This is a genomic window from Geodermatophilus sp. URMC 62 (assembly GCF_052931475.1).
In genome coordinates this window covers 490,043-516,394 of the sequence record NZ_JBRFHY010000001.1, presented here as the reverse complement: position 1 = coordinate 516,394, position 26,352 = coordinate 490,043, and the positions used below count along the sequence as shown (strand labels likewise).

The window sequence follows — 26,352 nt, the reverse complement described above, 5'->3', positions numbered from 1 at the left end:
AGGGGGCGGCGTCAGCTCGCGGCGCGGGCGATCGCCGAGGCGGCCTCCAGGACCGCGCCGACCACCTCGGGGCTGGGGCGGCGGCCCAGCCGCTCGACCGGGCCGGAGATGGAGACGGCGCCGAGCACCCCGCCGGCCGGGTCGCGCACCGGCGCCGACAGCGAGGCGACCCCGGGCTCGCGCTCGGCGACGCTGTGCGCCCACCCGCGCCGGCGGACGTCGAGCAGCGTGCGGGCGGTGAAGCTCGCGTTCGGCAGCAGCGGGGTGACCTCCTCGGCGGGCGCGAAGGCCAGCAGCGCGTGCGCCGCCGAGCCGGCCGTCATGGGCAGCCGTGCGCCGACCGGCACGGTGTCGCGCAGGCCGTGTGCCCGCTCGGCGACCGCCACGCACACCCGCGACCCGCCCTCGCGGACGTAGAACTGGGCGCTCTCCCCGCTGGCGTCGCGCAGCAGCGCCAGGTGCCGGCCGGCCACCCGCACCAGGTCGGCGCTGCCGTGGCTGAGCTCGGCGAGTGCCGGTCCCGGCGCCCACGCGCCGCCCGGCGTGCGCCGCAGCAGCCGGTGGCCCTCGAGGGCGACGGCCAGCCGGTGCGCCGTCGCGCGCGGTAGCTCGGTGCGGGTGACCAGGTCGGCGAGCGACGCCGGCTCCTGGGCGACGGCGCGCAGGATGGCCACTGCTTTGTCCAGCACGGCAACGGGGTTAGGCTGTCCCACACAGCAATACTCTCATCTCATACAGTGAGATGACCACCGTGGCCCACCTGGAGGGACCCGTGCCGAAGACCCTGGCGGAGAAGGTCTACGACGCCCACGTCGTGCGCAGTGCCGCGGGCGAGCCGGACCTGCTCTACATCGACCTGCACCTGGTGCACGAGGTGACCAGCCCGCAGGCCTTCGACGGTCTGCGCGCCGCCGGCCGCACGGTGCGCCGCCCCGACCTGACGATGGCCACCGAGGACCACAACGTCCCGACGCTGGAGATCCTCAAGCCGATCGCCGACCCGGTCAGCCGGGCCCAGGTCGAGGCGCTGCGGCGCAACGCCGCCGAGTTCGGCATCCGGCTGGCCCCCATGGGCGACCGCGACCAGGGCATCGTGCACGTGATCGGCCCGCAGCTGGGGCTGACCCAGCCGGGCACGACCATCGTCTGCGGCGACAGCCACACCTCCACCCACGGCGCGTTCGGCGCGCTGGCCTTCGGCATCGGCACCAGCGAGGTCGAGCACGTGCTGGCCACGCAGACCCTGCCGCAGTACCGCCCCAAGCAGATGGCCGTGACCGTGGACGGCCAGCTGCCCGAGGGCGTCTCGGCGAAGGACGTCATCCTGGCCGTCATCGCGAAGATCGGCACGAACGGCGCCGCGGGCCACGTCATCGAGTACCGCGGCAGCGCCATCGAGGCGCTGTCGATGGAGGCCCGGATGACGATCTGCAACATGTCGATCGAGGCCGGGGCCCGGGCCGGGCTCATCGCGCCGGACGAGACCACCTTCGCGTTCCTGCAGGGCCGGCCGCACGCGCCGCAGGGCGCCGACTGGGACGCCGCCGTCGAGCACTGGCGCACGCTGCGCACCGACGAGGACGCGGTCTTCGACACCGAGGTCGTCCTCGACGCCAGTGAGCTGACGCCGTTCGTCACCTGGGGCACCAACCCGGGCCAGGGCCTGCCGATCGCGGAGTCGGTCCCGGACCCCGCTGCCATCGCCGACGAGGGCGAGCGCCGCGCCGCCGAGCAGGCGCTGGCCTACATGGGGCTGACCCCCGGCACGCCGCTGCGCGAGATCGAGGTGGACACCGTCTTCCTGGGCTCGTGCACCAACGGCCGGATCGAGGACCTGCGCGTGGCCGCCGAGCTGCTGCGCGGCAAGCACATCGACGCGCACACCCGGATGCTCGTCGTCCCCGGGTCGGTCGGCGTCAAGCTGCAGGCCGAGGCCGAGGGCCTGGACCAGGTGTTCACCGAGGCCGGTGCCGAGTGGCGGGGCGCCGGGTGCTCGATGTGCCTGGGCATGAACCCCGACCAGCTCCAGCCGGGCGAGCGGTCGGCCTCGACGAGCAACCGCAACTTCCAGGGCCGGCAGGGCAAGGGCGGGCGCACCCACCTGGTGTCGCCGTCCGTGGCCGCGGCGACCGCCCTCACCGGGCGCCTGACCGCCCCCGCCGACCTGGCCGACCTCGAGACCGCTGGAGTCTGAGCCCGATGGACGCCTTCACCACGCACACCGGCACCGCCGCCCCGCTGCGCCGCAGCGCCGTCGACACCGACCAGATCATCCCGGCCGAGTACCTCAAGCGGATCACCCGCACCGGGTTCGAGGACGGCCTGTTCGTCGCCTGGCGGCGCAACGAGCCGGACTTCGTGCTCAACCAGCCGCAGTACGCCGACGCGTCCATCCTGGTCGCGGGCCCGGACTTCGGCACCGGGTCCTCCCGCGAGCACGCCTGCTGGGCGCTGCTCGACGGCGGCTTCCGGGTGGTCATCAGCTCCCGGTTCGCCGACATCTTCAAGAACAACTCGACCAAGGCCGGGTTGCTCACCGTCGTCCTGCCGCAGGCCGAGGTGGAGGCGCTCTGGGCGGCGGTGGAGGCCGACCCCACCACGCAGGTGACCGTCGACCTGCAGGAGCGGCGGGTCTCCTACGGCGACCACAGCGTGCCGTTCGACGTCGACGAGTACACCCGCTGGCGGCTGCTGGAGGGCCTCGACGACGTCGGCCTCACCGAGCGGCACCTGGCCGACATCGAGGCCTACGAGGCGCGGCGCCCGTCCTGGCTGCCGGAGGCGCTCCCCGCGAGGTGACGTGCTGGAACGGCCGGCCTGCAGGCAAGAGGACCCCGTCCTCCTCACCACTCGCAAGCTCGCGGCGAGCCTCTGGACGGGGCCTGGCGCGAGCCTGCGAGTGGCGGGGCAGGGGGTCCTTCTAGGGAGCGTCGGGGTCGGGGCCGAGGTCGCGGTAGTAGTCGGCGACCAGGGCGCCGGGCCGGCCGCCGAGCGCCCAGACGCTGCCCTTGGCCGCCGGCGGGTGCAGCCGGGTGCCCTCCCAGCGGACGCCCAGGGCGAGCAACGCCGAGGGGATCGCCCCGCCCTGGCTGCAGACCACGGTCACCCCCGGTTCCTCGCGCGCCAGGAGGCGCTGGACCACCGCCATCCCGGCGTCCGGGTCGGCGGCGAACTCCTCCTCGCCGAGCTCGGGCAGCGCCCGCAGCGGCAGCCCGGTCCGCTCGGCCAGCGGCTCCAGCGTCTGCCGGCAGCGGACCCGCTCGGCGGTGAGCAGCTCGACCGGGCCGAAGACCGGCAGGACGTCGGCCAGCTGCCGCGCCTGCCGCCGGCCCTGCGCGTCGAGCGGCCGCTCGCCGTCCGGGCCGTCCCAGTCCCCGCGGCTGCCGGCCCGGGCGTGCCGCACGAGCAGCAGCGTGGGCGCCCGCGGGACGTCGGTGCGCGCGAGGTCGGCGAGCACCGTGCGGTCGTGCTCGTGGGTGACCAGGGCCGAGGCGTCGGCGACGGGCAGCCAGCGCAGCTCGTCGACCTCGTCGTCGGGCGCGAAGGGCTGGTCGCCGTCCGCGGCCCGCACCAGCCAGTAGTCGACGTGCTTGGCGCCCTCGGCGACCGCGTAGCGGGTGCGGACGCTACGCCGGCCGGCGACGACGTCGAGGCCGGTCTCCTCCCGCACCTCGCGGACGGCGGCGGCCAGGGCGTTCTCCCCGGCGTCGAGCTTGCCCTTGGGCAGCGACCAGTCGTCGTAGCGCGGGCGGTGGACGAGGACGGTCTCGATGCCGCCGCCGTCCGCCGGGCGCCAGACCGCCCCGCCGGCCGCCGCGACCACGCCGCGCGTCCGCTCAGCCGGCATGCTCGGTCACCGCCGCCATCAGCCCCGCCTGGTAGTCGCGGTCGCCGCTGCGGGTCCAGGTCCCCCCGGGCCGCAGCTCCCAGCAGTCCACGCCCGGCGCCATCGCGGCGTCGAACACCGCCTGCAGCTCCCGCTGGGCGGTCTCGTCGCACACCCGCAGCAGCACCTCGACCCGGCGGTCGAGGTTGCGGTGCATGAGGTCGGCGCTGCCGATCCACCACTCCGGCTCGCCGCCGTTGCAGAAGGCCATGACCCGCGAGTGCTCGAGGAAGCGGCCGACGATCGAGCGCACCCGGATGCCCTCCGACAGCGCCGGGACGCCGGGCCGCAGCGCGCAGATGCCGCGGACGAACAGCTCCACCGGCACCCCGGCCAGCGCCGCCTCGTACAGGGCGTCGATGACCCGCTCGTCGACCAGTGAGTTCACCTTGATGCGGATCCCCGCCGGCCGGCCCTCGGCGGCGTGGCGGGCCTCCCGGCGGATCTTGTCCACCAGCCCGCTGCGGATGCCGTTCGGTGCGACCATCAGCTGCCGGTAGGCGGTCTGCCGCGAGTAGCCGGTGAGGGTGTTGAACAGGTCGGTGAGGTCGGCACCCACCCGCGGGTCGGCCGTGAGGATGCCGAGGTCCTCGTAGAGCCGCGCCGTCTTGGGGTTGTAGTTGCCGGTGCCGATGTGCACGTAGCGGCGGATGACGCCGCTCTCCCGCCGCACCACCAGCGCCGTCTTGCAGTGGGTCTTCAGGCCCACCAGCCCGTAGACGACGTGGCAGCCGGCCCGCTCCAGCGACCGCGCCCAGGTGATGTTGGCCTCCTCGTCGAAGCGCGCCTTGATCTCCACCAGGACGACGACCTGCTTGCCGGCCTCGGCGGCCTCGATGAGCGCGGTGACGATCGGCGAGTCGCCCGACGTCCGGTACAGCGTCTGCTTGATGGCCAGCACGTGCGGGTCGGCCGCGGCCTGCTCGATGAAGCGCTGCACGCTGGTCGCGAACGAGTGGTACGGGTGGTGGACCAGCACGTCGCCCTCGCGCAGCGTGGCGAACACGCTCTTCGGCGTCTCGCCCTCGCTCAGCCGCGGGTGGGTGGCCGGCACGAACGGCTCGTCCTTGAGCTCGGGCCGGTCGAGGTCGTAGAGCGCCCACAGCGAGGCGAGGTCGAGCAGCCCGGGCACCGTCACGACGTCCTGCGGGTCGACCTCGAGCTCGGAGACCAGGACGGCGAGGATCTGCGGGTCCATCGTCTCGGTCACCTCCAGGCGCACCGCCGGGCCGAAGCGGCGACGGGCCAGCTCCCGCTCGAGGGCCTGCAGCAGGTCCTCGTCGCGGTCCTCCTCGACCTCGACGTCGGCGTTGCGGGTGACCCGGAACAGGTGGTGGTCGACGACGTCGAGCCCCGGGAACAGCGCGGTCAGGTGCGCGGCGATGAGGTCCTCGAGCGGCAGGAACGTCGCCTGCGAGGCCGTGTCCTGCGCTCCGCCCGCCCCCACCGGCACGAAGCGCGGCACGTTGTTGGGCACCTTCAGCCGGGCGAAGTGCGGCGCGCCGGTGTCGGGGTCGCGCACCTGCACGGCCAGGTTCAGCGACAGCCCGCTGATGTAGGGGAAGGGGTGCGCCGGGTCGACGGCCAGCGGCGTGAGCACGGGGAAGACCTGGTCGCGGAAGTACTCGCGCAGCCGCCGGGTCTCCGGCTCGGCGAGGTCGGACCAGTGCACGATCCGGATGCCCTGGGTCTCCAGCCGCGGGGTGACGTCCTGCTCGAAGGCCACGGCGTGCCGGTGCACCAGCTCCTGGGCGCGCGCGGTCACCCGCGACAACTGCTCGCGGATGGTGAGCCCGTCGGGGGAGCGGACGGTCAGGCCGGTGCTCTGCCGCCGCTTGAGCCCGGCGATGCGGACCATGTAGAACTCGTCGAGGTTGCCGGCGAAGATCGCCAGGAACTTCACCCGCTCCAGCAGCGGCAGCGTCTCGTCCTCGGCCAGCTCGAGCACCCGCGCGTTGAAGTCCAGCCACGACAGCTCGCGGTTGAGGTAGCGGTCGGCGGGCAGGGCCGGCGGCTCGGCGGGGGCGGCGGGGCCCCCGGTCGCGGTCACGGGGGTCGTCGTCTCGGCTGCCACGTCGCCATCGTGCCGCACGGCGGAGGACGGCGACGGCCGTGCGGCGGGTGCGCTCAGGCCGCGGGCCGCGGCAACCGGGGGAGCAGGGCCGCCGTCGCCGTCCCGACGCCCAGCGCCACCGCCGCGGCCAGGTCGCCGGGGGTGTCGACGTCGCGCCGCAGCCCCGGCCAGCCGCCGGCGAGCGCCACGGCCCCCGTCGCGGCGTGGGCGGCGGCGGAGTCCCGGCCGAACCGCGGGTCCAGCGGCACCCCGGCCGCGGTGAGCAGCGTGGTGCCCGTGCCGGCGGCGTCGGCGACGAAGCAGCGCGGCGCGGCCGTCGCCGCGGCCAGCGCCGCCGCCAGCTCGGCGGGACGCAGCGCCGGGAGGTCCGAGGACAGGGCGGCCACGGCGCCGGTGGCCGCCGCGAGCGCCCCATGGGCCAGCGCGGGGTTCAGGCCGCGGTCGGGCGCGTCGGGCACCGTCCGCGCGCCGCACGCCCGGACGGTGGCGGCGGCGCGCTCGTCGTCGGTGACGACGACGACGTCGGCGACCTCCGGGCAGGCGCGGGCCGCGGCGACGGTGTCGGCCAGCAGCGCGAGCACCAGCTCGGCGTGCACGCAGCCGCCGGAGGGGCCGGTCAGCGGTCGCAGGCGGGTCTTGGCCGCACCGAGCCGCTTCGCCGGGACGACGAGGGACCAGCGCACGGGTCCCATGTGAGCACACCCGGACCGGTTGCCGGACGCCGCCGCGGACCTCGGTGCGATCATGTGCGGGTCGTCGCGATCGAGCGGAGGGTGCCGGTGACCGAGGACCGAACCGCCGGGGCGCAGCACGGGACGCGGGTCCTGCACGAGCGGGGCCGGCTGCCGTGGTCGCTGAAGCTGGCGGTGGTCGTCATCTACCCGGTCGCCTCGCTGCTGTTCCGGCTGCGCTACCGCCACGGGGACCGGCTGCCGCGCACGGGACCGGTGCTGCTGGTGGCCAACCACGTCTCGGTGCTCGACCCGCTGGCCTGCGCCCGGCTGGTGTACGACAACGGCCGGGTCCCGCACTTCATGGCCAAGGAGGCGGTGTTCAAGGGGCTGGCCGGCGCGATCCTGCGCGACGCCGGGCAGATCCCGGTGGCGCGCGGATCGTCGGAGGCTCGGGAGGCGCTCGCCGCCGCCGCGGCCGACCTGCAGGCCGGCAACGTCGTGGTCATCTACCCCGAGGGCTCGGTCACCCGCGACGAGCACTGGTGGCCGATGCAGGCGCGCACCGGCGTGGCCCGCCTGGCGCTCACCACCGACGCCGTCGTGCTGCCCGTGGCCCAGTGGGGGCCGCAGCGGGTGCACGACTACCACACCAAGCAGCTGCACCTGCGCCCGCGCACGCCCGCCGAGTACTCCCTCGGGGAGCCGGTCGACCTCACCGCGCTGCGTGCCGAGGTGCGCGCCGGCCGGCCGCTGACACCCGAGCTGCTGCGGGAGACGACCGACCTGATCATGGGCCGGGTGCGCGACCTCCTGGCCGAGCTGCGCGACGAGCCGGCGCCCGCCGGCTTCGCCCCCCGCGCACGACGACGGCTGCCCGGCGATGCGCCGGGGAGTGCCGCGTGAGCGGCCCCGGGCGCAGTGGCCACGGCACCCGCGCCGCCGTCCTCGGCGCCGGCTCCTGGGGGACGACGTTCGCCAAGGTGCTCGCCGACGCGGGCTGCACCGTCGCCCTGCACGCCCGCCGTCCCGAGCTGTGCCAGGCCATCACCGAGTCGGGGGAGAACCCGGACTACCTGCCCGGCGTGAAGCTGCCCGGCGCGCTGACGGCGACCACCGACGCGGCGCAGGCCCTCGACGGCGCCGACGTCGTCGTCCTCGCCGTCCCCTCCCAGTCGCTGCGCGCCAACCTGCTCGCCTGGACACCACTGCTGCCCTCCGACGCGACCCTGCTGTCGCTGATGAAGGGCGTCGAGCTGGGCAGCACGAAGCGGATGAGCGAGGTCATCCGCGAGGTCACCGGCGCCGGTCCCGACCGGGTGGCCGCGCTGTCGGGGCCGAACCTGGCCCGCGAGATCGCCGAGGAGCAGCCGGCGGCCACGGTGATCGCCTGCCCCGACACCGACCGCGCCGAGGCGCTGCAGGCGGCCTGCCACACGCCGTACTTCCGGCCCTACACCAACCGCGACCTGGTCGGCTGCGAGCTCGGCGGCGCGGTGAAGAACGTCATCGCCCTGGCCTGCGGCATGGCCGAGGGGATGGGGTTCGGCGACAACACCCGCGCCTCGCTGATCACCCGGGGGCTGGCCGAGACCGCCCGGCTCGGCACCGCCCTCGGCGCGGAGCTGACCACCTTCGCCGGGCTGGCCGGCCTCGGCGACCTGGTGGCCACCTGCAGCTCGCCGCTGTCGCGCAACCGGACCTTCGGGGAGAAGCTCGGCCGCGGCATGTCGCTGGAGGAGGTGCAGGCCACCACCCGGCAGACCGCCGAGGGCGTCAAGAGCTGCCGTCCGGTGCTCGACCTGGCCCGCGCCCACGACGTCGACGTGCCGCTCACCGAGGCGGTCGTGCGGGTGTGCCACGAAGGCGTGTCCGCGGCGCAGATGCTCAAGGAGATCATGTCCCGCGAGGCCAAGCAGGAGTGATGGGCAGCACCGGGCCGCTGCCCGCCGGCTGGGGGGACGGCACGCGCGCGGTGCACGCCGGTGACGCGCCCCCGGTGCCCGGCACGCCGCTGCGGCCCTCGCCGGTGTTCGCCGCCCCCTTCCACCTCGGCGACCTCCCGCCGCGCGCGGGCGGCGCCGACGCCTACGCCCGCACCGAGCACCCCACCTACCGGGCGTTCGAGACGGCCGTCGGCGAGCTCGACGGCGGCCGCTGCCTGTCCTACGCCACCGGGATGGCCGCGGTCAGCGCCGCGGTGCTGGCGTTGGTGTCGGCGGGGGACCGGCTCGTGCTGCCCGCCGACGGCTACTACGCCACGCGCCTGCTGGCCCGCGACGAGCTCGAGCGCCTCGGCGTGCAGGTGGAGTACGTGCCCACCCTCGAGATCGCCGGGGTCGCCGCGCGCGGCGACCTCGAGGGCGCGCGCATGGTGGTCCTGGAGACGCCGAGCAACCCGCACCTCGACGTCTGCGACGTCGCCGCCGTCGCCCGCGCCACCCGGGCCGCCGGCGCGCTGCTCGCCGTCGACAACACCACCGCCACCCCGCTCGGCCAGCGGCCGCTGGACCTGGGCGCCGACCTCACCGTCGGCGCCGACACCAAGGCGCTCACCGGGCACAGTGACCTGCTGCTCGGCCACGTCAGCACCGCCTCCGACGAGCTGTACGACCGGCTCAAGGGCTGGCGTGACCATACCGGCGCGACGCCGGGCGCCTTCGACGCGTGGCTGGGCCACCGGTCGATGAGCACGCTGGACCTGCGGCTGGGCCGACAGGGCGCCACGGCCGCGGCGGTGTCGGCAGCGCTCGCCGACCACCCGGCGGTGACCGGCGTGCGCTGGCCGTGGCGGCCCGGTGACCCCTCCCACGCGCTGGCCACGCGGCAGATGCTGCGGCCGAACGGGGTGGTCTCGGCCGAGCTCGCCGACGAGTCCGCCGTGTCCCGCTTCCTCGCCGCCACCCGGCTCTGGACGGCCGCGACCAGCTTCGGCGGCGTGCACAGCACCGTCGACCGGCGGGCGCAGTGGGGCGGCGACGTCGTCCCGGCGGGGTTCCTGCGCTTCTCCTGCGGCATCGAGGACACCGCCGACGTCGTCGCCGACCTCCTCGCGGGGCTCGAGGCCGCCGCGGGCTGAGGGGCTGCGGGCTGCGAGGGGCTCAGGCCGCGCGCGCGGCGCTCCGTGCGGCGGAGCGGCGGCGGGCGGCGGCGCGGGCGGTCAGCCAGCCGCTGACGGCGACGTAGTAGCCGATGTAGCCCAGCGACAGGGCCAGGACGACCGGGTGCGGGTCGGGCAGCTGGAGGAGCAGGACGGCGTAGGTGACCAGCCAGACGGCGGTCAGCGCCAGGCTCAGGCCGCGCAGCGCCTCGGTGCGCGAGGGGTAGAGGTAGCGCACCGGCACGAACACCAGCACCGAGCAGGCGATGAGCAGCGCCGCCACCACCGGCCGCGACAGGTCGAGAACGACGACGTAGAAGGCGACCACGTTCCAGTAGCTCGGGAAGCCGAGGAAGGTGTGGTCGTCGGTCTTCGCGTCGACCCGGCAGAACTGGTAGCTGGAGGCCAGCAGCGGCAGCGCGGCCAGCAGCCAGCCGAGCGGGCCCTCCGGCAGCGCCCCGGTGGTCCACAGCAGGACGACGGGGGCGAAGGCGTAGGTCAGGTAGTCGACGATGTTGTCGAGCAGGGCGCCGTCGAACCAGGGGATCGTCTCCTTGACCCGCGCGCGGCGGGCCAGCATCCCGTCGGTGCCGTCGATCACCAGGGCGGCCAGGCCGACCCACAGCGCGGTCACCGCGTCGCCGTCGAGCGCGGCGAGCACGACGAGCAGCGCCAGCACCGACCCGAGGGCCGTGTAGACGTGCACGGCCCCGCCGGCCAACCGCAAGGGGAGCGGGTACGGGCGCGCCGGTACCTCCCCCTGGTCCGCCGTCGTCGCCGGAGGCCGGGGGTCCACCGGAGGGGCCGCGTTCTCCCGCATCGCGTCGAGGCTCCCACACCGGCGGGGTGTCGGCTCTCCGGAGGCACCGGACGCGCGGAGGACGTCGACTAGGGTCTGCCGCGATGAGCAGGACAGGCAGGGTGCGCGTCGCGGTCGTGTTCGGGGGACGCAGCGCCGAGCACGCGATCTCCTGCGTCTCCGCGGGCAGCGTCATGGCGGCGCTGGACCCCGAGCGCTACGAGGTGGTGCCGGTCGGCATCGCCCGCGACGGCCGCTGGGTGCTGCCCGACCCCGGGCAGCGGCTGGCCATCGCCGACGGGCGGCTGCCGGAGGTCGGCGGGGGGACCGCGGTGACCCTGGTCGGCGACCCGGGCGGGCGCGGGCTGGCGGTGCTGGAGCCCACCGCGGCGATCGGCCCGGCGCTGACCGAGGTCGACGTGGTCTTCCCCGTCCTGCACGGCGCCTACGGCGAGGACGGCACCATCCAGGGCCTGCTGGAGATGAGCGGGCTGCCCTACGTCGGGTCGGGGGTGTTCGCCAGCGCGGCGTCGATGGACAAGGAGCACACCAAGAAGCTCCTGGCCGCCGCGGGCCTGCCGCAGGGCGAGCACGTGGTGCTGCGCGACGCCGGCGGGGCGGTGTCGCCCGACCCCGACCTGCTGACCGCGGCCGACCGCGAGCGGCTGGGGCTGCCGGTCTTCGTCAAGCCCTCGCGGGCGGGGTCGAGCATCGGCATCAGCAAGGTCACCGACTGGGCGCGGTTCCCCGAGGCGGTGTCCACCGCGGCCGCCGTCGACCCGAAGGTGGTGGTGGAGGCCGCCGTCCCCGGGCGGGAGATCGAGTGCGGCGTGCTCGCCGGCCGCGACGGCGGGCCGCCCGAGGCGAGCCTGCCGGCGGAGATCCGGCTGCGCCCGGGCACCGACTGGTACGACTTCGACGCCAAGTACCTCGAGGACGCCGTCGAGTTCGACGTGCCGGCCGACCTCACCCCCGCGCAGACCCGGATGGTGCAGGCGGCCTCCTGCCGCGCCTACCTCGCCATGGACTGCGAGGGGCTCGCGCGGGTGGACTTCTTCCTCGGCACCGGACCGGACGGCGCCGACCGGCTGGTGGTCAACGAGGTCAACACGATGCCGGGCTTCACGCCGATCTCGATGTTCCCCCGCATGTGGGCGGCCAGCGGGGTGGCCTACCCCGAGCTGGTCGACCGGCTGGTCGCCTCGGCGCTGGCGCGGGCGGGCCGGCCGGGGGACCAGCGGACCCCCCGGTGACCCCGGGCCGGCTGGTGGCGCTGACGGCGGGTCTGCTGTCGGTGGTCCCGGCCGCGGCCGGCTGCACCCCCACCGTGGTCGGCAGCGCCACCCCCGCGCCGGCCTCCGTCACGCCGGACACCGTCGAGGACCTCGGGGCCCTGCTGCTGTCCGCCGTGCCCTCCGGCCTGCCGCGGATCCCGGACGCGGACCTGCAGCCCCCGGCGGGCGCCAAGACCGTCGACGACGTGGCCGGCTACGCCGACGACCCGGCCCGCGAGCGCGCGGTGCTGCGCGACTACGGCTACCGGCACGGCTGGGAGCGCTTCTGGGGGTCGACGACGGGGCCGCTGACCACCGTGTTCGTCGACCAGTTCGACGACGCCGGCGGTGCGGCCGCGTACGCCGAGGACCTCGCGGCCAACGACGCCGCGGTCTACGACGGCGTCCTGCGCCGCGACCCGCCCGGCCTGCCCGCCGGCTGCAGCCTGCTCACCGTCGCGCAGGCCGACCCGGCCACCCGGCTGACCGGTCCCGCGGCGTTCGCCTGGTGCGCGCACGGGGTCTTCAGCGTCGCGGTCACCGCGGTGTCGACGAGCGAGCAGTCGGCCACCGACGAGCTGCGGGCGGTCGTCCTCGCCCAGGTCGACCGGCTGCCGCCGGCCTGAGGTCCGCCGTCCGTCCCGGGCGCACCGGTGCGGGCTCAGCGGGCGGGCAGCGTGTCGGCCAGGACGTCGCTGAGCGCGGTGACGGGGGCGCTGTCGACGTCGGGCGGCAGGGTCACCGCGACGTACACCGCGCGGTCGACCGCCGTCCACACGGTGGCGTCGGGGTCGGACTGGTCGACGTACCAGGTGACCCCGTTGATGGTGAACAGCCCCTCGCCGGGGACCAGGCCCGCCGGCTGGGGGACGCCGCAGACGAGCACGACCGGCGGGTCGCCCCAGGCGGCGGCGTAGGGCGTGTCCGAGTCGACGAGCCGGGACGGCTCGCCGAGCAGGTCGAGGGGGAGCGCCTGCATGAGCGCCGGGCAGTTCGCGTCCGCCTCCGGGGTCGCCGGCGGCACCTCGACCGGGAGCACGGGCAGGTCCTCCCGCTGCGGCCCGGTCGTGCCGCCGACGTCGGCGACCGCGCCGTCCCCGGTGTCGTCGTCGTCGCCCAGGACGTTGACCAGCACGAGCAGCGCGACCAGCACGGGGACGACGACGGCGGCGGCGACCAGCGCGTACCGCCGCAGCGGGTCGGGACGCTGGGCGGGCCCGGCGCCGCCGTCGTCGGGGGTGTCCTCGCTCAGCGGCTCAGATGTTGACGACGGGGCAGGTCAGGGTCCGCGTGATGCCGTCGACGGACTGCACGCGGGCGACGACCAGGCGTCCGAGCTCGTCGACGGTGTCGGCCTCGGCACGGACGATGACGTCGTAGGGGCCGGTGACGTCCTCGGCCTTCGTCACGCCGGCGATCTCGCTGATCGTCGAGGCCACCTGGGCGGCCTTGCCGACTTCGGTCTGGATCAGGATGTAGGCGTGGACCACGGGACGACCTTCCTCGGGCAGCGCTGCCGGTGCCTCCGCGGCACCGGCGGGCGGATCGCACCGCAACCTACCGCAGCGCCCAGGGGCGTCCGGTGACACGGCCCCGGCCGCTGGTCGGCCGCGGGGACCTCGCCGACAGCGTGCGGGTCGTCGGCGAGTTCGGCGTCATCGCCCGGGTCGTCGCCCGCGCCGGGTCGGCCGAGGTCGCCGACGTCGGCCCGGGCGACGACGCGGCGGTGCTGCGCGTGCCCGACGGCCGGGTGGTGGCCACCACCGACGTGCTCGTCGAGGGCCGCCACTTCCGCCGCGACTGGTCCTCGGCCGAGGACGTGGGGCACAAGGCCGCCGCGGCCAACCTCGCCGACGTCGCCGCGATGGGCGGCGTGGCCACCGCGCTGCTCGTCGGCCTGGCCTGCCCGGCGGACACGCCCACCTCCTGGCTGGAGGGGGTGGCCGCCGGCATGGCCGCCGAGTGCGCGCCGCTGGGCGCGGCGGTCGTCGGCGGGGACACCGTCGCCTCGGCGCCCGACAGCGGCTCGGTCGTGCTGTCGGTGACCGCGCTGGGCGACCTCGGCGGCCGGGCCCCGGTGCTGCGCTCGGGCGCCCGGCCCGGCGACGTCCTCGCCGTCGCCGGCCGGCTGGGCTGGTCGGCGTGCGGGCTGGCGGTGCTGCGCCGCGGGTTCAGCAGCCCGATCGCCGCGGTGGCCGCGCACCGCCGTCCGGCTCCGCCCTACGCCGCCGGGCCCGCCGCGGCGGACGCCGGCGCGACCGCGATGTGCGACGTCAGCGACGGCCTGCTCGCCGATGTCGGCCACGTCGCCGAGAGCAGCGGCGTCGTGGTCGACGTCGACCGGGCGGCGCTCGTGCGGGCGGCGCTGGAGCCGCCGGGACCGATGCAGCAGGTGGCCGCCGCGCTCGGCGTCGACCCGCTGTCGTGGGTGCTGACCGGCGGGGAGGACCACGCCCTGCTGGCCACCTTCCCGGCCGGCGCCGCGCTGCCGGAGGGCTTCGTGGCCGTCGGCGAGGTCCGCGCGGGGGACCCGGGGGTGCTGGTGAGCGGGGAACCGGCGGCGGCCGTGGTCGCCGCCGTCGGGGCGGGGAGGGCCGGGCATGTCCACTTCGGCTGAGGCCGTGCGGCTGCGCGACGGCTCGACCGCCGCGCTGCGCGCCGTGCCCTACGACGACCCGGTGGCGCGCGGGCTCGTCGCCCGGGTGCAGCAGGAGTACGTCGACCGCTACGGCGGACCCGACGAGGCCGCCGTCGACCCGGCGGAGTTCGTGCCGCCCGCGGGACTGTTCCTCGTCGCCGAGGTGGACGGCGTCCCCGCCGGGTGCGGCGCGTGGCGGCGGCACGCCGAGGGCGGTCCCGGCCAGGCGGAGGTCAAGCGGGTGTACGTGGAGCCCGCGTTCCGGCGCCGCGGGCTGGCGCAGGTCGTGGTGGCCGCGCTCGAGGACTCGGCCCGCCGGGCCGGGTACCGCTCGGTGGTCCTCAACTCCGGCGACCGCCAGCCCGAGGCGATCGCGCTCTACGCGGGCCTGGGGTACACGCCCGTCCCTGGGTACGGCATCTACGCCGGTGGGTCAGGGGCGGTGTTCCTGGGCAAGCAGCTGGGCGGCCCCGCCCAGGAGGGCGCCGAGGAGAGCGAGGAGCGACCGTGGGCATCGTGACGATCTCCGCGTCCTACGGGGCCGGCGGCCCGGAGGTGGGACCGGCCGCGGCCGAGCGGCTGGGCCTGCCCTTCCACGACCGGGCGATCCCGGCGCAGGTGGCCGGGCGCCTGGGCGTCTCGCAGGACGACGCCGAGGCCAACGACGAGCGGGTGGTCCGGGGTCTGTGGCGGCTCGTGGCCTCGCTCGGGGCCATGCCCGACCCTGTGGGCGGCGTGGTGCCGCTGACCCCGCAGCCCGACGAGCGGGCCTACCGGGAGCAGACCGAGCGGGTGCTGCACGAGATCGCCGACGGCGCAGGCGGCGTCGTCCTCGGCCGGGCCGGGGCCCTGGTGCTGCGCGATCGGCCCGACGCCCTGCACGTCCGGCTCGACGGGCCGCCCGGGGCCCGGCTGCGCGCGGCGGTCGAGCGCTACGGGCGCCCGGAGGAGGAACTGCGGGAGGAGATGCAGGCCAACGACCGCACGCGGGAGGCCTACGTCCGCCACTTCTACCGGTGCGACCCCGCGGCGGCCCAGCACTACCACCTCGTCGTCGACGGGACCGCGCTGCCCCTGGGCACGGTCGTCGACCTCGTCGTGGCCGCGGCCCGGGCGCGGGGGATCGGGACCTAGATGACTGATTCCAAGGGGTCAGTGGTCGTAGGCGAGTAGCGATCTGCGGACGGATTGGCCGGTGTGGTCGTTGTGCCAGATGACCGCGGTCAGGGCCAGCAGGCGCTGCAGCACCCGGATCAGGACGCCGGCTGGGGTGTGGCCGCCGTGCAGTTCGAGGTCGAGCTGGCCTTTGAGGGTGTCGAAGACCGACTCGATGGTCTGGCGCAGCGGTTTGAACACCGATGCGCCGGGCCGGTCGGGTTCTCCGCGGCGGGGGCGGCGCAGCAGCCTCAGCCCGGCGTCGGCCAGCTCGGCTTCGAAGCGGCGGCCGTAGTCGTGCTTGTCGGTGATGAGGATCTGTCCGGCATGGCCGGCGAGGAGGGCGGGGTCGGCGCCGAGCAGGTCGAGCAGCACCTGGCGTTCGTCGGCTGTGGCGCCGGAGAGGGCGAAGGCGACCGGCAGTCCGTGCAGGGTGGCGATCAGGTGCAGCCGCAGCCCCCAGAAGTAGCGGGTGTGGCTGGCGCAGTAGCCGTACTCGGCCCAGCCGGCCAGCTCCGAGCGGCGGACCGCTTCCCGGGAGCGGGCGCATTCGATCGGCGTGGAGTCGATGACCCACACGTCATCGGCCCACAGGCTGGTGTCGGTCGCCAGGGCCCGGATCAGCCAGATCACGGTGCCGGCGAGGCGGCGCAGCCGCTTGTTGTAGCCGGGCTGGTGCGGCAGGTAGGGAAACAGCGGGCGCAGCTGCTGGCCGGCGAACCGCAGCCAGCGGGCCTCGCTGGTGAACCCCAGCAGCGCCTGCAACACCGCCAGGGTCACCAGCTCGGCATCGCTGAGCCGGGGAGCGATGCCCACCGCCGGGCGCCACGGGAGCCGCTGCGGCGCGGCCTTCAGCAGGTCATCGGTGCGGGCATACAGTGCCGTGGCGAGGGTGTCCAGGTCGGCGTCCACGAGGGCCTCCCGGCTCGACGTTGGGTTAGCAACGCCAAGCCTGAACACCCTCGCCCGTGATCACACCGGTTTCAGCCCGAACCCCTTGGAATCAGTCATCTAGACGGGCAGCAGCGGGGCGGGCGGCCCCGCGGGGAGCTCCACCCGGACGGCGTCGCCGGCGCGGACCTCCCCGCTGCGCAGCACCACCGCCATCACCCCGGCCCGCCGCACGACCGCCCCGCCGGCGTCTCGGCCGACGACGGCGCGCAGGACGCCGGGGCGGAACCGGTCGATCTGGGCGCAGGGGTTGCGCAGCCCGGTGACCTCGACGGCGGCGTCGTCCCCGAGTCGCAGCACGGTGCCGCGGGGGAGGGCGAGCAGGTCGACACCCGTCGTCAGCACGTTCTCATCGAGGCCACCGGGGCCGACGGCGAGGCCGAGACCGGCCAGCTCGGCGAGCAGCTCGGCGCCGATCAGGTGCACCTGCCGCAGGTTCGGCCGGGTCGGGTCGGCGGCGACCCGGGAGCGGTGCTGGACGGTCGCGCCGGCGTGCGCGTCACCGGCCACGCCCAGGCCCTCGACCAGGTGCACCGCCGGGACCACGGTCTTGCAGAACCGGTGCTCACCGTCGCGGCTGACCGCGACGACGGAGCCCCGCGCACACGGAGGACCCCGGAGGTCGTCGACCTCCGGGGTCGGCCCGGCCGTGGCCGGGACGGGTGCGGGCCCGCGACCGGGCCCTCCCGGCGCGTTATGCGCGGACGACCTTGCCCGCGCGGATGCAGGAGGTGCAGGCGTTGATGCGGCGGCGGTTGCCGGGGGCGACCAGCGCCCGCACCGACTGGATGTTCGGGTTCCACCGGCGCGGCGTGCGGCGGTGCGAGTGCGACACCGACATACCGAAACCGGGCCCCTTGCCACAGACGTCGCACACGGCAGCCACGGTGGATCACTCCCAGGAAGTTCGTTGACAGACGGCGGTGCACAGACGGCGACCGCGAGACCGTCGAGGAGTCTAACCGCTCGGCGGCGCGCGTGTCGCCGAGGGCGGGGAGGGCGCCGCCGCACCGGTGCGCGGCGCCCGGGGCCGTCGGCGGCCGCGGGTACATTCCGGCCGTGCTGCAGGCGCTCGACGACGCCGCGGTCGGCCGGTGGTGCCGGGCCGCGGTCGCGGCGCTGTCCGCCGGCCGCGACCGGCTCGACGAGCTCAACGTCTTCCCCGTGCCCGACGGCGACACCGGCACCAACCTGCTGCTCACCACCGAGGCCGCCGTGGCCGCCCTCGACGAGGCCGCCCTCGACGAGGCGGCCGGCAGCGACGGGTCCGGCAGCGAGGAGTCCGCCTGGACGGCGCTCGCCCGGGGCGCGGTCCTGGGTGCGCGCGGCAACAGCGGCACGATCCTCGCCCAGCTGCTGCGCGGCCTGGCCGACTCCCTGGCCGACGCGCCCCCCGCCGACGGCCCGGTCCTCGCCGCCGCGCTGCAGAAGGCCGCCGACACCGCCTACGCGGCCGTGGCCGACCCCGAGGAGGGCACCTTCCTCACCGTCGCCCGCGCCGGCGCGGAGTCCGCCGGGGCCGCGGTCGCCGCGGGCCGCACCGCGCTCGCCGACGTCGCCGCCGCCGCCGCCGACGGCGCCCGGGCCGCGCTGGAGGCCACCCCCGGCCAGCTCGACGTCCTCCGCGACGCCGGGGTGGTCGACGCCGGTGGCGCCGGCCTGTGCCTGGTCCTCGACGCGCTGGTCGGCACGGTCACCGGGGCGGAGCCCGCGCGCCCGCCGCTGGTGACCCGCCCGGTCCGCCGCGGCGATCCCGGGCACGCACCGCACCAGCCCCCGCCGGGTCCCGGCAGCGAGGTCCAGTACCTGCTCGCCGACTCCGGCGAGACCGCCGTCGCGCGGCTGCGGACCCGGCTGGCCGCCCTCGGCGACAGCCTGGTCGTCGTCGGTGTCGACACCCCGACCGGCCGCGAGTGGAACGTGCACGTCCACACCAGCGAGGTCGGCGCCGCCATCGAGGCCGGCATCGAGGCCGGGCGGCCGTACCGGATCGCGGTCACCCCGCTGGCCCCGGTGCGCGCCGCGGCGCCCGTGCCCGGCCGCCGCGCGGTGGTCGCGGTCGTGCCGGGGGACGGGCTGGCCCGGCTGTTCGCCGGTGAGGGCGTGCGGGTGGTCACCCGCGGGCCCGACGGCGTGACCGAGGACGCGGTGTTCCGCGAGATCGTCGCGGCCGCCGCCACCGATGTCGTCGTCCTGCCCAACGACGCCGCGCTCACCCCCGTCGCCGCCCGTGCGGCCGCCCGCGCCCGCGAGCAGGACCGCGACGTCGCCGTCGTCCCCACCCGCTCGCCGGTGCAGGGGCTGGCCGCCGTGGCCGTCGCCGACCCGGCCCGCCGCTTCGACGACGACGTCATCGCCATGGCCGAGGCCGCCGCCGCCACGCGCTGGGCCGAGGTCAGCACCGCCGAGCAGGAGGCCCTCACCAGCGCCGGTCCCTGCCGGCCCGGTGACGTCCTGGGCGCCGCCGAGGGCGACGTCGTCGTCATCGGGGTCGAGCCGGCCGCCGTCGCCTGCGACCTGCTCGACCGGCTGCTGTCGGCCGGCGGCGAGATGGCCACCCTCGTCGTCGGCCCCGACGCCGCGCTGGGCGACGCCGTCTGCGCCCACCTGGCCACCGCGCACCCGACCGTCGAGGTGGTGCGCTACGACGGCGGGGCGGCCGCCGTCCCGCTGCAGGTCGGGGTGGAGTGAGGTGGCGGTCACCCTCGACACCGACCTGTCCCGGGTCCTCGGCGCCAAGACGGCCAAGGCCATGGCCGAGTCGCTGGAGCTGCGTACCGTCCGCGACCTGCTGCGCCACTACCCGCGCCGCTACGCCCGCCGCGGGGAGATGACGCGGCTGGACGACCTGCAGGTCGGCGACCGGGTCACCGTGCTCGCCCAGGTCACGCGCGTCACCACGCGGAGGATGCGCAACCGCCCCGGCACGCTCACCGAGGTCACCGTCGGCGACGGCGCCGGGGAGATGCAGCTGGTCTTCTTCAACCGCAAGCACGGCAACCTCAGCCAGGGCGCGTGGGGGCTGTTCGCCGGGACGGTCGGGGAGTACCGCCGGGCCAAGCAGTTCGCCCACCCCGACTTCCACCTCATCTCCGGCGACGACGACGAGGACTGGGCCCGCGCGCTCATCCCGATCTACCCGGCGAGCAAGGACGTCTCCAGCTGGGTGATCCAGAAGTCGGTGAAGCTGCTGCTCGACGCGGCCGGCGGGTTCGGCTTCGTCGAGGACCCGCTGCCCGAGGACCTGCGCACCCGGCACGGGCTGCCGAGCCTCCCGGCGGCGCTGCTCGACGTCCACCGGCCCACCTCGTCCGACGACGTCGAGCACGCGCGTGAGCGCCTCAAGTGGGACGAGGCGCTCACCCTGCAGCTCGTCCTGGCCGCCCGCCGCCGCGCCGCCGCGCTCGAGCCCGGCACCGCCCGCCCCCGCCGTCCCGGCGGGCTGCTCGACGCCGTCGACGCCGCGCTGCCGTTCTCGCTCACCGAGGGCCAGCGCGCGGTGGGCGAGGAGCTGGCCGCCGAGCTCGACCGCGACCAGCCCATGCACCGGCTGCTGCAGGGCGAGGTCGGCTCCGGCAAGACCGTCGTCGCGCTGCGCGCCATGGCCCAGGTCGTCGACGCCGGCGGGCAGGCCGCGCTGCTGGCGCCCACCGAGGTCCTGGCCGCCCAGCACGCCCGCAGCATCGCCGCCATGCTCGGCCCGCTCGCCCGCGCCGGTGAGCTCGACGGCGACCCGGCGGGCACGCGGGTGGTGCTGCTCACCGGGTCGCTCAAGGCCGCCGCCCGGCGGGAGGCGCGTGCCGCGGTCGCCGACGGCAGCGCCGGCATCGTCGTCGGCACCCACGCTCTGCTGCAGGAGGGCGTCGACTTCGCCGACCTCGGCCTGGTCGTCGTCGACGAGCAGCACCGCTTCGGCGTCGAGCAGCGCGACGCCCTGCGCGCCAAGGGCAACCGGCCGCCGCACGTGCTGGTCATGACCGCGACGCCGATCCCGCGGACGGTCGCGATGACCGTCTACGGCGACCTGGAGACCTCGGTGCTGCGGCAGCTGCCCAGCGGCCGCGGCGGCGTGGCGAGCTCGGTGGTGCCGGTCAGCGACAAGCCGGCGTGGCTCGACCGCGCCTGGGAGCGGCTCCGCGAGGAGGTCGCCGCCGGCCGGCAGGCCTACGTCGTCTGCCCGCGCATCGGCGACGACGCCGGCGCCAGCGACGACGACCCGGACGAGGCCGACGCCCCCGAGGAGCCCGCCGGCGAGGACGACAAGCGGCCGCCGCTGGCCGTGCTCGACGTGGCGGAGGGGCTCGCGGAGGGGCCGCTCGCGGGGCTGCGGCTGGCGGTGCTGCACGGCCGGATGGCGCCGGAGGCCAAGGAGGCGACGATGCGGGCCTTCGCCGCCCGCGAGGTCGACGTCCTGGTCGCGACCACCGTCGTCGAGGTCGGCGTCGACGTGCCCAACGCCACGGTCATGGTGGTCATGGACGCCGACCGCTTCGGCGTCAGCCAGCTGCACCAGCTGCGCGGCCGGGTCGCCCGCGGCGCGCACCGGGGCCTGTGCCTGCTGGTCACCGAGCTGCCGCTGACCTCGGCCACCGGGCAGCGGCTGACCGCGGTGGCCTCGACCTCCGACGGCTTCGAGCTGGCACGGGTGGACCTCGAGACCCGCCGCGAGGGCGACGTCCTCGGCGCCGCGCAGTCCGGCCGCCGCTCCACGGTCAAGCTGCTGTCGCTGCTGGAGGACGAGGAGCTCATCGCGGTGGCGCGCGCCGAGGCCACCGCGCTGCTGGGGACCGAGCGCGGCCTGGCCGACCACCCCGGCCTGGCCGCCGAGGTCGCCGCCCTGGCCACCGACGAGCGCGCGACCTACCTCGAGAAGGCCTGAGGCCGGCCGGTGACCAGGCTGATCTCCGGCGTCGCCGGGGGACGGCGGCTGCGGGTGCCCCCGAGCGGCGTCCGGCCCACCGGCGACCGCGCCCGCGAGGGCCTGTTCAACAGCCTCGGCACCCTGCTCGACCTCGACGGCGCCACCGTCCTCGACCTCTACGCCGGCTCGGGCGCGCTCGGCCTGGAGGCGCTGTCCCGCGGCGCCGCGACGGTGGTGCTCGTCGAGAACGGGCCCCGGGTGCTCCCGGTGCTGCGCGCGAACGTCGCCGCGGTCGGCCTCCCCGGGGCCCGCGTGGTCGCCGGCCCCGTGCGCGCCGTCGTGTCCGGCCCCCCGCCGGCCCGCTTCGACCTGGTGCTCGCCGACCCGCCCTACGCCACGTCCGCCGCCGAGGTGCGCGACGTCCTGGCGGCGCTGGTCTCGGGGGAGTGGCTGGCGCCCGGAGCCGTGGTCGTCGTGGAGCGGCCGGCCCGCGGGGCCCCGGAGGAGTGGCCGACACCCCTCGAGGGGATCCGCGACCGCCGCTACGGGGAGGCCCTGCTCCGGTACGGTCGGCTCCCGTGAGGCGAGCGGTCTGTCCCGGGTCGTTCGACCCGGTCACCAACGGCCACGTGGACGTCATCAACCGCGCAGCCGCCCTGTACGACGAGCTGGTCGTGGCCGTGCTGGTCAACCCCGGCAAGGCCGGCCTGTTCTCCGTCGACGAGCGCATGGAGCTGCTGCGCGAGTCGGTGGCCGAGCTGCCCAACGTCGTCGTCGACAGCTTCAGCGGCCTGCTGGTCGACTACTGCCGCAGCCACGACGTCCCGGTGGTGGTCAAGGGCCTGCGCGCCGTCGGCGACTTCGAGTACGAGCTGCAGATGGCGCAGATGAACCGGGAGCTGGCCGGCGTCGAGACGCTGTTCGTGCCCACCGCGCCGCAGGTCGGCCACCTGTCCTCGAGCCTGGTCAAGCAGATCGCCACCTTCGGCGGTGACGTCTCGCGGCTGGTGCCGAAGGCGGTCCTCGACCGGCTGCTGGCCAAGTGGGACGGGGCCGGGGCGTGACGGAGGTCGTCTACCGGCTCTACGAGACCGTCGACGAGCTCAGCCGGGTCATCGAGGGCGCCCGCAGCGTGCCGATGTCGGGCTCGTGCATGGTCCCGCGCGACCACCTGCTCGACCTGCTCGACGACCTGCGGGAGAACCTCCCCGAGGAGGTGCACGCCGCCGGCGCCATCGTCGAGCAGCGCACCGAGATCCTGCAGCAGGCCCAGGCCGAGGCCGAGCAGCTCACCGGCCGCACCCGCGAGGACGCCGACCGGCTGGTGGCCGCGGCACGCCGCCAGCGCGACGAGGTCCTCGGCGTGGCCCGCCGGCAGCGCGACGAGCTGCTCGCCCAGGCGCAGGCCGAGGCCGACGAGCTGCTCACCCGGGCCGAGGCGGAGGCCGACGGGCTGCTGGCCGAGGCGCGCGCCCACCACGAGGCGCTGGTCGCCGACGCGCAGGCCCAGCAGGCCGAGATCCTCGCCGCGGCGCAGGCCGAGCACGAGCGGCTGGTCAGCGAGACCGAGGTCTACCGCGGCGCGGTCAGCCGCTCCGACGAGCTCGGCGCCCAGACGGTGGCCGAGGTCGACCGGATGCGCGCCGAGGTCGACGAGTACGTCGACACCCGGCTGGCCGACTTCGGCGCGACCCTGGAGCGGATGCTGCGCTCGGTGGAGAAGGCCCGCTCCACGCTGCGCGACTCCTGAGCGCCACGATCAGGAAACCTGATCGTGGCGCGTCCTCCCTCACGGTGTGCGGTGGGGGAGGACGCGCCGTGGTGAGGGAGGACGCGCCACGGTGGGGGAGGACGGCCCGCACCCTCCGTGCCGGACGGCGTCGTCCCGGGATCGGGTAGTCTCGGGTGCTGGTCCACCGGTGACCTCCCCGGGCCGGATCCCCTCCCACTGACGACCGCGAGTACTGACATGCCTGCCGCCCCGCACCGCCCAGGCGCCGCGTCCACGGACGCCCGGCGTCCCGCCACCAACCCCTGGGCCGTCGAACTGCGCGAGCTCGGCCGCCGCGCCGGCTCGATGCAGGAGCTCGACCGCACCCTGCCCGCGCCCGAGGGCTGGCGGCTCGAGCTCATCGGCGTCCCGGCCGGCGCGCCGGTGCACCTGAGGCTGCGGCTGGAGTCGGTGATGGAGGGCGTGCTGGTCTCCGGGGACGTCGAGGTCCCGGTGCAGGGGCAGTGCGCCCGCTGCCTGGAGCCGGTCGAGGACACCCTCGAGCTCGACATCCAGGAGCTCTACGCCTACCCGGGCAGCACGACGGAGGCCACGAGCGAGGAGGACGAGGTCCGCCTCGTCGAGGGCGAGCGCATCGACCTCGAGCCGATGGTCCGCGACGCCGTCGTCCTGGCCCTCCCGCTCGCCCCCACGTGCACCGAGGACTGTGCCGGCCTGTGCTCGAGCTGCGGCCAGCGCCTCGACGACCTGCCGGCCGACCACTCGCACGAGCTGCTCGACCCCCGCTGGGCCGGGCTCGCCGGTCTCGCCACCACCGGGACGGTCGCCGACCGCCCCGACGACCCTGAGGAGAACTGACCGTGGCCGTCCCGAAGCGGAAGATGTCCCGCGCCAACACCCGCGCCCGCCGGTCGCAGTGGAAGGCGAGCGCCCCCACGCTCACCCCCTGCCCGAACCGCGCCTGCGGTCAGCTCAAGCCGCCGCACCAGGCCTGCCCGAACTGCGGCCAGCACGCCGGCCGTCAGGTCCTCTCGGTCTGACCCGGCCGGTCGTGGCCAGCGCCGCTCCCCGCAGCACGGTGGTCCCGGACGGCGGTCCGCCGGCGGGCCAGGCGCACGCCGACCGCGCGGCCGCCTGGCTGCTCGACGCCCTCGGCGTCGAGCTGCCCGGCGGCCTGCTGGCGTTGGCGCTGACCCACCGCTCCTACGCCTACGAGCACGGCGGTCTGCCGACCAACGAGCGCCTGGAGTTCCTCGGCGACTCCGTGCTCGGCCTGGTCGTCACCGACGAGCTCTACCGCAGCCAGCCCGACCTGCCCGAGGGCCGGCTGGCGAAGCTGCGCGCCTCGGTGGTGAACATGACCTCCCTGGCCGCGGTCGCCCGGCGGCTGGGCGCCGGCGGGCTGGGCCCGCACCTGCTGCTGGGCCGCGGCGAGGAGACCACCGGCGGGCGCGAGAAGGACTCGATCCTCGCCGACGCGCTCGAGGCGCTCATCGGCGCGCTGCACCTGGGCCTGGGGCTCGACGCCACCAGCGTCCTGGTGCACCGCGTCTTCGACCCGCTGCTGGCCGAGGCCGCCACCCGCGGCGCGGGCCTGGACTGGAAGACCAGCCTGCAGGAGCTCGGCGCCGCCCGCGGCCTCGGGGCGCCCGTCTACGACGTCAGCGACGAGGGCCCGCCGCACGCCAAGACCTTCACCGCCGCGGTGTCGCTGGCCGACGTCGTCCGCGGCCGCGGCACCGGCCGCACCAAGAAGGCCGCCGAGCAGGAGGCCGCCGCGGCCGCCTACGCCGCGATCAAGGCGGACACCGCCGCGATCAAGGCGGACACCGCCGCGACGACCACCGCCGCGACGACCACCACCGGGACGACGGCGGCAGTGCGGACGGCGACCGGCGCGGACGGCGGCTGACCGTGCCCGAGCTGCCCGAGGTCGAGGTGGTGCGGCGCGGCCTGGAGCGCTGGGTCGCCGGGCGCACCGTGGCCGCCGTCGAGGTCCACCACCCGCGCGCCGTCCGCCGGCACCTCGAGGGCGTCGACGACTTCACCGCGGCGCTGACCGGCCGCACGCTCACCGCCGCCCACCGCCGCGGCAAGTACCTGTGGCTGCCGCTGGCCGAGGACGACGGCACCTCCGCCGGGCGGGCGCTGGTCGCCCACCTGGGCATGAGCGGCCAGCTGCTGGTGGAGAAGCCCTCGCAGCCGGACGAGACCCACCTGCGGGCCCGGTTCACCTTCACCGACGGCGGCCGCGAGCTGCGCTTCGTCGACCAGCGCACCTTCGGCGGCCTCGTCGTCGAGGACGCCCCGGAGGGGGACGGCATCCCGCCGCGGCTGGCGCACATCGCCATCGACCCGCTCGACCCCTCCTTCGACGAGTCCGGCTTCAGCGCGGCGCTGCGGCGGCGGCACACCGAGGTCAAGCGCGCCCTGCTCGACCAGACGCTGGTCGGCGGCGTCGGCAACATCTACGCCGACGAGTCGCTGTGGCGGGCGCGGCTGCACGGCACCCGGCCCACCGACCGGCTGACCCGGGCGCAGGTCGCCGACCTGCTCGACGGCGTGCGCAGCGTCCTGGGGGAGGCGCTGGCGCAGGGCGGCACCTCGTTCGACTCGCTCTACGTCGACGTCAACGGGCAGAGCGGCTACTTCTCCCGCTTCCTCGCCGTCTACGGCCAGGTCGACCGGCCCTGCCCGCGCTGCGGGACGGCGATCGTGCGCGAGTCGTTCATGAACCGGTCGAGCTACAGCTGCCCGACGTGCCAGCCCCGGCCGCGGGGCCGCCGGACGTGAGCACCGTCCGGGTGCACGCCCTCGTCTCCGGACTGGTGCAGGGCGTCGGGTACCGCTGGTTCGTCCGCGGCCTGGCCGACGCCGCCGGCCTGTCGGGTTCGGCGCGCAACCTGCCCGACGGGCGGGTCGAGGTCCAGCTGGAGGGACCGGAGGACGACGTCCGCGCCGTCCTCGCCGCCCTCGACGGTCCCCGCGCGCCCGGCTCGGTCACCGGCGTGACGCGGGAGGACCGTCCGGTGCAGGGCGGATCGGGCTTCACCACGGCCTGACGCCTGCCCCTCCTCGCGCGTCACCGCCGTGTCACGGCGGCATCACGGCGGCGTGACGAAGACGACACCGCCCCGACACGGGACGGGTCCGGCACTGGCGTTGACCTGCGTGTCCGGGGCTGTCACCCTGAGGACACCGAGCCCGCGCC

30 protein-coding genes are annotated in these 26,352 nt (G+C 76.1%); 20 read left to right on the top strand and 10 right to left on the bottom strand.

From position 1 onward, the window contains the following. Nucleotides 1-11: 11 nt before the first annotated feature. Entirely contained in the window at nucleotides 12-689 is a 678-nt protein-coding gene (locus tag ACU616_RS02455; RefSeq protein ID WP_446756904.1) for an IclR family transcriptional regulator, read from the bottom strand. 83 nt (nucleotides 690-772) lie between these two features. Between ACU616_RS02455 and leuC the strand changes: the two genes are divergently transcribed. Next, the gene (gene leuC, locus ACU616_RS02450; protein WP_446756903.1) at nucleotides 773-2,194 is read left to right on the top strand and encodes a 3-isopropylmalate dehydratase large subunit; all 1,422 of its coding nucleotides are present in this window, start codon (nucleotides 773-775) and stop codon (nucleotides 2,192-2,194) included. Between the two features lie 5 nt (nucleotides 2,195-2,199). Next, the gene (gene leuD, locus ACU616_RS02445) at nucleotides 2,200-2,799 is read left to right on the top strand and encodes a 3-isopropylmalate dehydratase small subunit (RefSeq protein WP_446756902.1); all 600 of its coding nucleotides are present in this window, start codon (nucleotides 2,200-2,202) and stop codon (nucleotides 2,797-2,799) included. Between the two features lie 121 nt (nucleotides 2,800-2,920). Here the strand turns inward: leuD and ACU616_RS02440 are convergent, their stop codons facing one another. The 3 genes from ACU616_RS02440 to cofC are packed head-to-tail and all read right to left on the bottom strand — an operon-like array spanning nucleotide 2,921 to nucleotide 6,652. Beyond that, entirely contained in the window at nucleotides 2,921-3,847 is a 927-nt protein-coding gene (locus tag ACU616_RS02440) for an NUDIX hydrolase (RefSeq protein ID WP_446756901.1), read from the bottom strand. Then, the gene (locus ACU616_RS02435; protein ID WP_446756900.1) at nucleotides 3,837-5,960 is read right to left on the bottom strand and encodes an RNA degradosome polyphosphate kinase; all 2,124 of its coding nucleotides are present in this window, start codon (nucleotides 5,958-5,960) and stop codon (nucleotides 3,837-3,839) included. The genes ACU616_RS02440 and ACU616_RS02435 overlap by 11 nt, the downstream gene beginning before the upstream one ends. A gap of 53 nt (nucleotides 5,961-6,013) precedes the next feature. Beyond that, entirely contained in the window at nucleotides 6,014-6,652 is a 639-nt protein-coding gene (cofC, locus tag ACU616_RS02430; RefSeq protein WP_446756899.1) for a 2-phospho-L-lactate guanylyltransferase, read from the bottom strand. Nucleotides 6,653-6,739: 87 nt separating this feature from the next. Here cofC and ACU616_RS02425 point away from each other — a divergent pair, with 87 nt between their 5' ends. Genes ACU616_RS02425 through ACU616_RS02415 form a run of 3 tightly spaced genes read left to right on the top strand, consistent with a single transcriptional unit; the run spans nucleotide 6,740 to nucleotide 9,710 of the window. Then, complete coding sequence (locus ACU616_RS02425) at nucleotides 6,740-7,537, top strand: lysophospholipid acyltransferase family protein (protein ID WP_446756898.1); 798 nt, start codon at nucleotides 6,740-6,742, stop codon at nucleotides 7,535-7,537. Continuing rightward, nucleotides 7,534-8,556, top strand: a complete 1,023-nt coding sequence (locus tag ACU616_RS02420; RefSeq protein WP_446756897.1) for an NAD(P)H-dependent glycerol-3-phosphate dehydrogenase — start codon at nucleotides 7,534-7,536, stop codon at nucleotides 8,554-8,556. Before ACU616_RS02425 ends, ACU616_RS02420 begins: the two co-directional genes overlap by 4 nt. Then, nucleotides 8,556-9,710, top strand: coding sequence for a cystathionine gamma-lyase (locus ACU616_RS02415; RefSeq protein WP_446756896.1), 1,155 nt, complete (start codon nucleotides 8,556-8,558; stop codon nucleotides 9,708-9,710). Before ACU616_RS02420 ends, ACU616_RS02415 begins: the two co-directional genes overlap by 1 nt. 22 nt (nucleotides 9,711-9,732) lie before the next feature. Here the strand turns inward: ACU616_RS02415 and ACU616_RS02410 are convergent, their stop codons facing one another. Further along, entirely contained in the window at nucleotides 9,733-10,458 is a 726-nt protein-coding gene (locus ACU616_RS02410; protein WP_446756895.1) for a CDP-alcohol phosphatidyltransferase family protein, read from the bottom strand. 194 nt (nucleotides 10,459-10,652) lie between these two features. Between ACU616_RS02410 and ACU616_RS02405 the strand changes: the two genes are divergently transcribed. Both ACU616_RS02405 and ACU616_RS02400 read left to right on the top strand, forming a co-directional pair. Continuing rightward, nucleotides 10,653-11,783, top strand: coding sequence for a D-alanine--D-alanine ligase family protein (locus tag ACU616_RS02405; protein ID WP_446756894.1), 1,131 nt, complete (start codon nucleotides 10,653-10,655; stop codon nucleotides 11,781-11,783). Continuing rightward, nucleotides 11,780-12,430 (top strand): DUF7373 family lipoprotein, encoded by a 651-nt coding sequence (locus ACU616_RS02400; protein ID WP_446756893.1) that lies wholly within the window; start codon nucleotides 11,780-11,782, stop codon nucleotides 12,428-12,430. Before ACU616_RS02405 ends, ACU616_RS02400 begins: the two co-directional genes overlap by 4 nt. Before the next feature lie 35 nt (nucleotides 12,431-12,465). Here the strand turns inward: ACU616_RS02400 and ACU616_RS02395 are convergent, their stop codons facing one another. After that, nucleotides 12,466-12,957 carry a DUF3515 domain-containing protein gene (locus tag ACU616_RS02395; protein WP_446756892.1) on the bottom strand — a complete coding sequence of 164 codons (492 nt, stop codon included), beginning with the start codon at nucleotides 12,955-12,957 and terminating at the stop codon, nucleotides 12,466-12,468. Between the two features lie 103 nt (nucleotides 12,958-13,060). Continuing rightward, nucleotides 13,061-13,294, bottom strand: a complete 234-nt coding sequence (locus ACU616_RS02390) for an Lrp/AsnC ligand binding domain-containing protein (protein WP_446756891.1) — start codon at nucleotides 13,292-13,294, stop codon at nucleotides 13,061-13,063. 92 nt (nucleotides 13,295-13,386) lie between these two features. Here ACU616_RS02390 and ACU616_RS02385 point away from each other — a divergent pair, with 92 nt between their 5' ends. The 3 genes from ACU616_RS02385 to ACU616_RS02375 are packed head-to-tail and all read left to right on the top strand — an operon-like array spanning nucleotide 13,387 to nucleotide 15,576. Further along, entirely contained in the window at nucleotides 13,387-14,421 is a 1,035-nt protein-coding gene (locus ACU616_RS02385; protein WP_446756890.1) for a thiamine-phosphate kinase, read from the top strand. Next, nucleotides 14,405-14,962, top strand: coding sequence for a GNAT family N-acetyltransferase (locus tag ACU616_RS02380; protein ID WP_446756889.1), 558 nt, complete (start codon nucleotides 14,405-14,407; stop codon nucleotides 14,960-14,962). Before ACU616_RS02385 ends, ACU616_RS02380 begins: the two co-directional genes overlap by 17 nt. After that, nucleotides 14,959-15,576, top strand: a complete 618-nt coding sequence (locus ACU616_RS02375; protein ID WP_446756888.1) for a cytidylate kinase-like family protein — start codon at nucleotides 14,959-14,961, stop codon at nucleotides 15,574-15,576. Before ACU616_RS02380 ends, ACU616_RS02375 begins: the two co-directional genes overlap by 4 nt. Before the next feature lie 18 nt (nucleotides 15,577-15,594). Here the strand turns inward: ACU616_RS02375 and ACU616_RS02370 are convergent, their stop codons facing one another. From ACU616_RS02370 to rpmB, 3 genes are all read right to left on the bottom strand, one after another. Next, nucleotides 15,595-16,509, bottom strand: a complete 915-nt coding sequence (locus tag ACU616_RS02370; RefSeq protein ID WP_446756887.1) for an IS982 family transposase — start codon at nucleotides 16,507-16,509, stop codon at nucleotides 15,595-15,597. A gap of 99 nt (nucleotides 16,510-16,608) precedes the next feature. Further along, nucleotides 16,609-17,082, bottom strand: a complete 474-nt coding sequence (locus ACU616_RS02365) for an MOSC domain-containing protein (RefSeq protein ID WP_446756886.1) — start codon at nucleotides 17,080-17,082, stop codon at nucleotides 16,609-16,611. Nucleotides 17,083-17,242: 160 nt separating this feature from the next. Then, nucleotides 17,243-17,425 carry a 50S ribosomal protein L28 gene (gene rpmB, locus ACU616_RS02360; protein WP_425283681.1) on the bottom strand — a complete coding sequence of 61 codons (183 nt, stop codon included), beginning with the start codon at nucleotides 17,423-17,425 and terminating at the stop codon, nucleotides 17,243-17,245. 182 nt (nucleotides 17,426-17,607) lie between these two features. Between rpmB and ACU616_RS02355 the strand changes: the two genes are divergently transcribed. From ACU616_RS02355 to ACU616_RS02310, 10 genes are all read left to right on the top strand, one after another. Continuing rightward, complete coding sequence (locus tag ACU616_RS02355; RefSeq protein ID WP_446756885.1) at nucleotides 17,608-19,239, top strand: DAK2 domain-containing protein; 1,632 nt, start codon at nucleotides 17,608-17,610, stop codon at nucleotides 19,237-19,239. 1 nt (nucleotide 19,240) lies between these two features. Then, nucleotides 19,241-21,427: an ATP-dependent DNA helicase RecG gene (gene recG / locus ACU616_RS02350; RefSeq protein WP_446756884.1), complete on the top strand. Its 2,187-nt coding sequence runs from the start codon at nucleotides 19,241-19,243 to the stop codon at nucleotides 21,425-21,427. Nucleotides 21,428-21,436: 9 nt separating this feature from the next. Beyond that, nucleotides 21,437-21,991 (top strand): 16S rRNA (guanine(966)-N(2))-methyltransferase RsmD, encoded by a 555-nt coding sequence (gene rsmD / locus ACU616_RS02345; RefSeq protein WP_446756883.1) that lies wholly within the window; start codon nucleotides 21,437-21,439, stop codon nucleotides 21,989-21,991. Then, nucleotides 21,988-22,473: a pantetheine-phosphate adenylyltransferase gene (gene coaD, locus ACU616_RS02340; protein WP_446756882.1), complete on the top strand. Its 486-nt coding sequence runs from the start codon at nucleotides 21,988-21,990 to the stop codon at nucleotides 22,471-22,473. The genes rsmD and coaD overlap by 4 nt, the downstream gene beginning before the upstream one ends. Further along, the gene (locus ACU616_RS02335; RefSeq protein ID WP_446756881.1) at nucleotides 22,470-23,159 is read left to right on the top strand and encodes a hypothetical protein; all 690 of its coding nucleotides are present in this window, start codon (nucleotides 22,470-22,472) and stop codon (nucleotides 23,157-23,159) included. Before coaD ends, ACU616_RS02335 begins: the two co-directional genes overlap by 4 nt. Before the next feature lie 219 nt (nucleotides 23,160-23,378). After that, complete coding sequence (locus ACU616_RS02330; protein WP_446756880.1) at nucleotides 23,379-23,999, top strand: YceD family protein; 621 nt, start codon at nucleotides 23,379-23,381, stop codon at nucleotides 23,997-23,999. Nucleotides 24,000-24,001: 2 nt separating this feature from the next. Continuing rightward, nucleotides 24,002-24,181 (top strand): 50S ribosomal protein L32, encoded by a 180-nt coding sequence (rpmF, locus tag ACU616_RS02325; RefSeq protein ID WP_075014296.1) that lies wholly within the window; start codon nucleotides 24,002-24,004, stop codon nucleotides 24,179-24,181. An 11-nt stretch (nucleotides 24,182-24,192) separates the two neighbouring features. Next, nucleotides 24,193-25,053 (top strand): ribonuclease III, encoded by an 861-nt coding sequence (gene rnc, locus ACU616_RS02320; protein WP_446756879.1) that lies wholly within the window; start codon nucleotides 24,193-24,195, stop codon nucleotides 25,051-25,053. A gap of 2 nt (nucleotides 25,054-25,055) precedes the next feature. Next, the gene (gene mutM, locus ACU616_RS02315; protein WP_446756878.1) at nucleotides 25,056-25,934 is read left to right on the top strand and encodes a bifunctional DNA-formamidopyrimidine glycosylase/DNA-(apurinic or apyrimidinic site) lyase; all 879 of its coding nucleotides are present in this window, start codon (nucleotides 25,056-25,058) and stop codon (nucleotides 25,932-25,934) included. Next, nucleotides 25,931-26,203: an acylphosphatase gene (locus ACU616_RS02310; RefSeq protein WP_446756877.1), complete on the top strand. Its 273-nt coding sequence runs from the start codon at nucleotides 25,931-25,933 to the stop codon at nucleotides 26,201-26,203. The genes mutM and ACU616_RS02310 overlap by 4 nt, the downstream gene beginning before the upstream one ends. The last annotated feature ends 149 nt before the right edge of the window (nucleotides 26,204-26,352 follow it).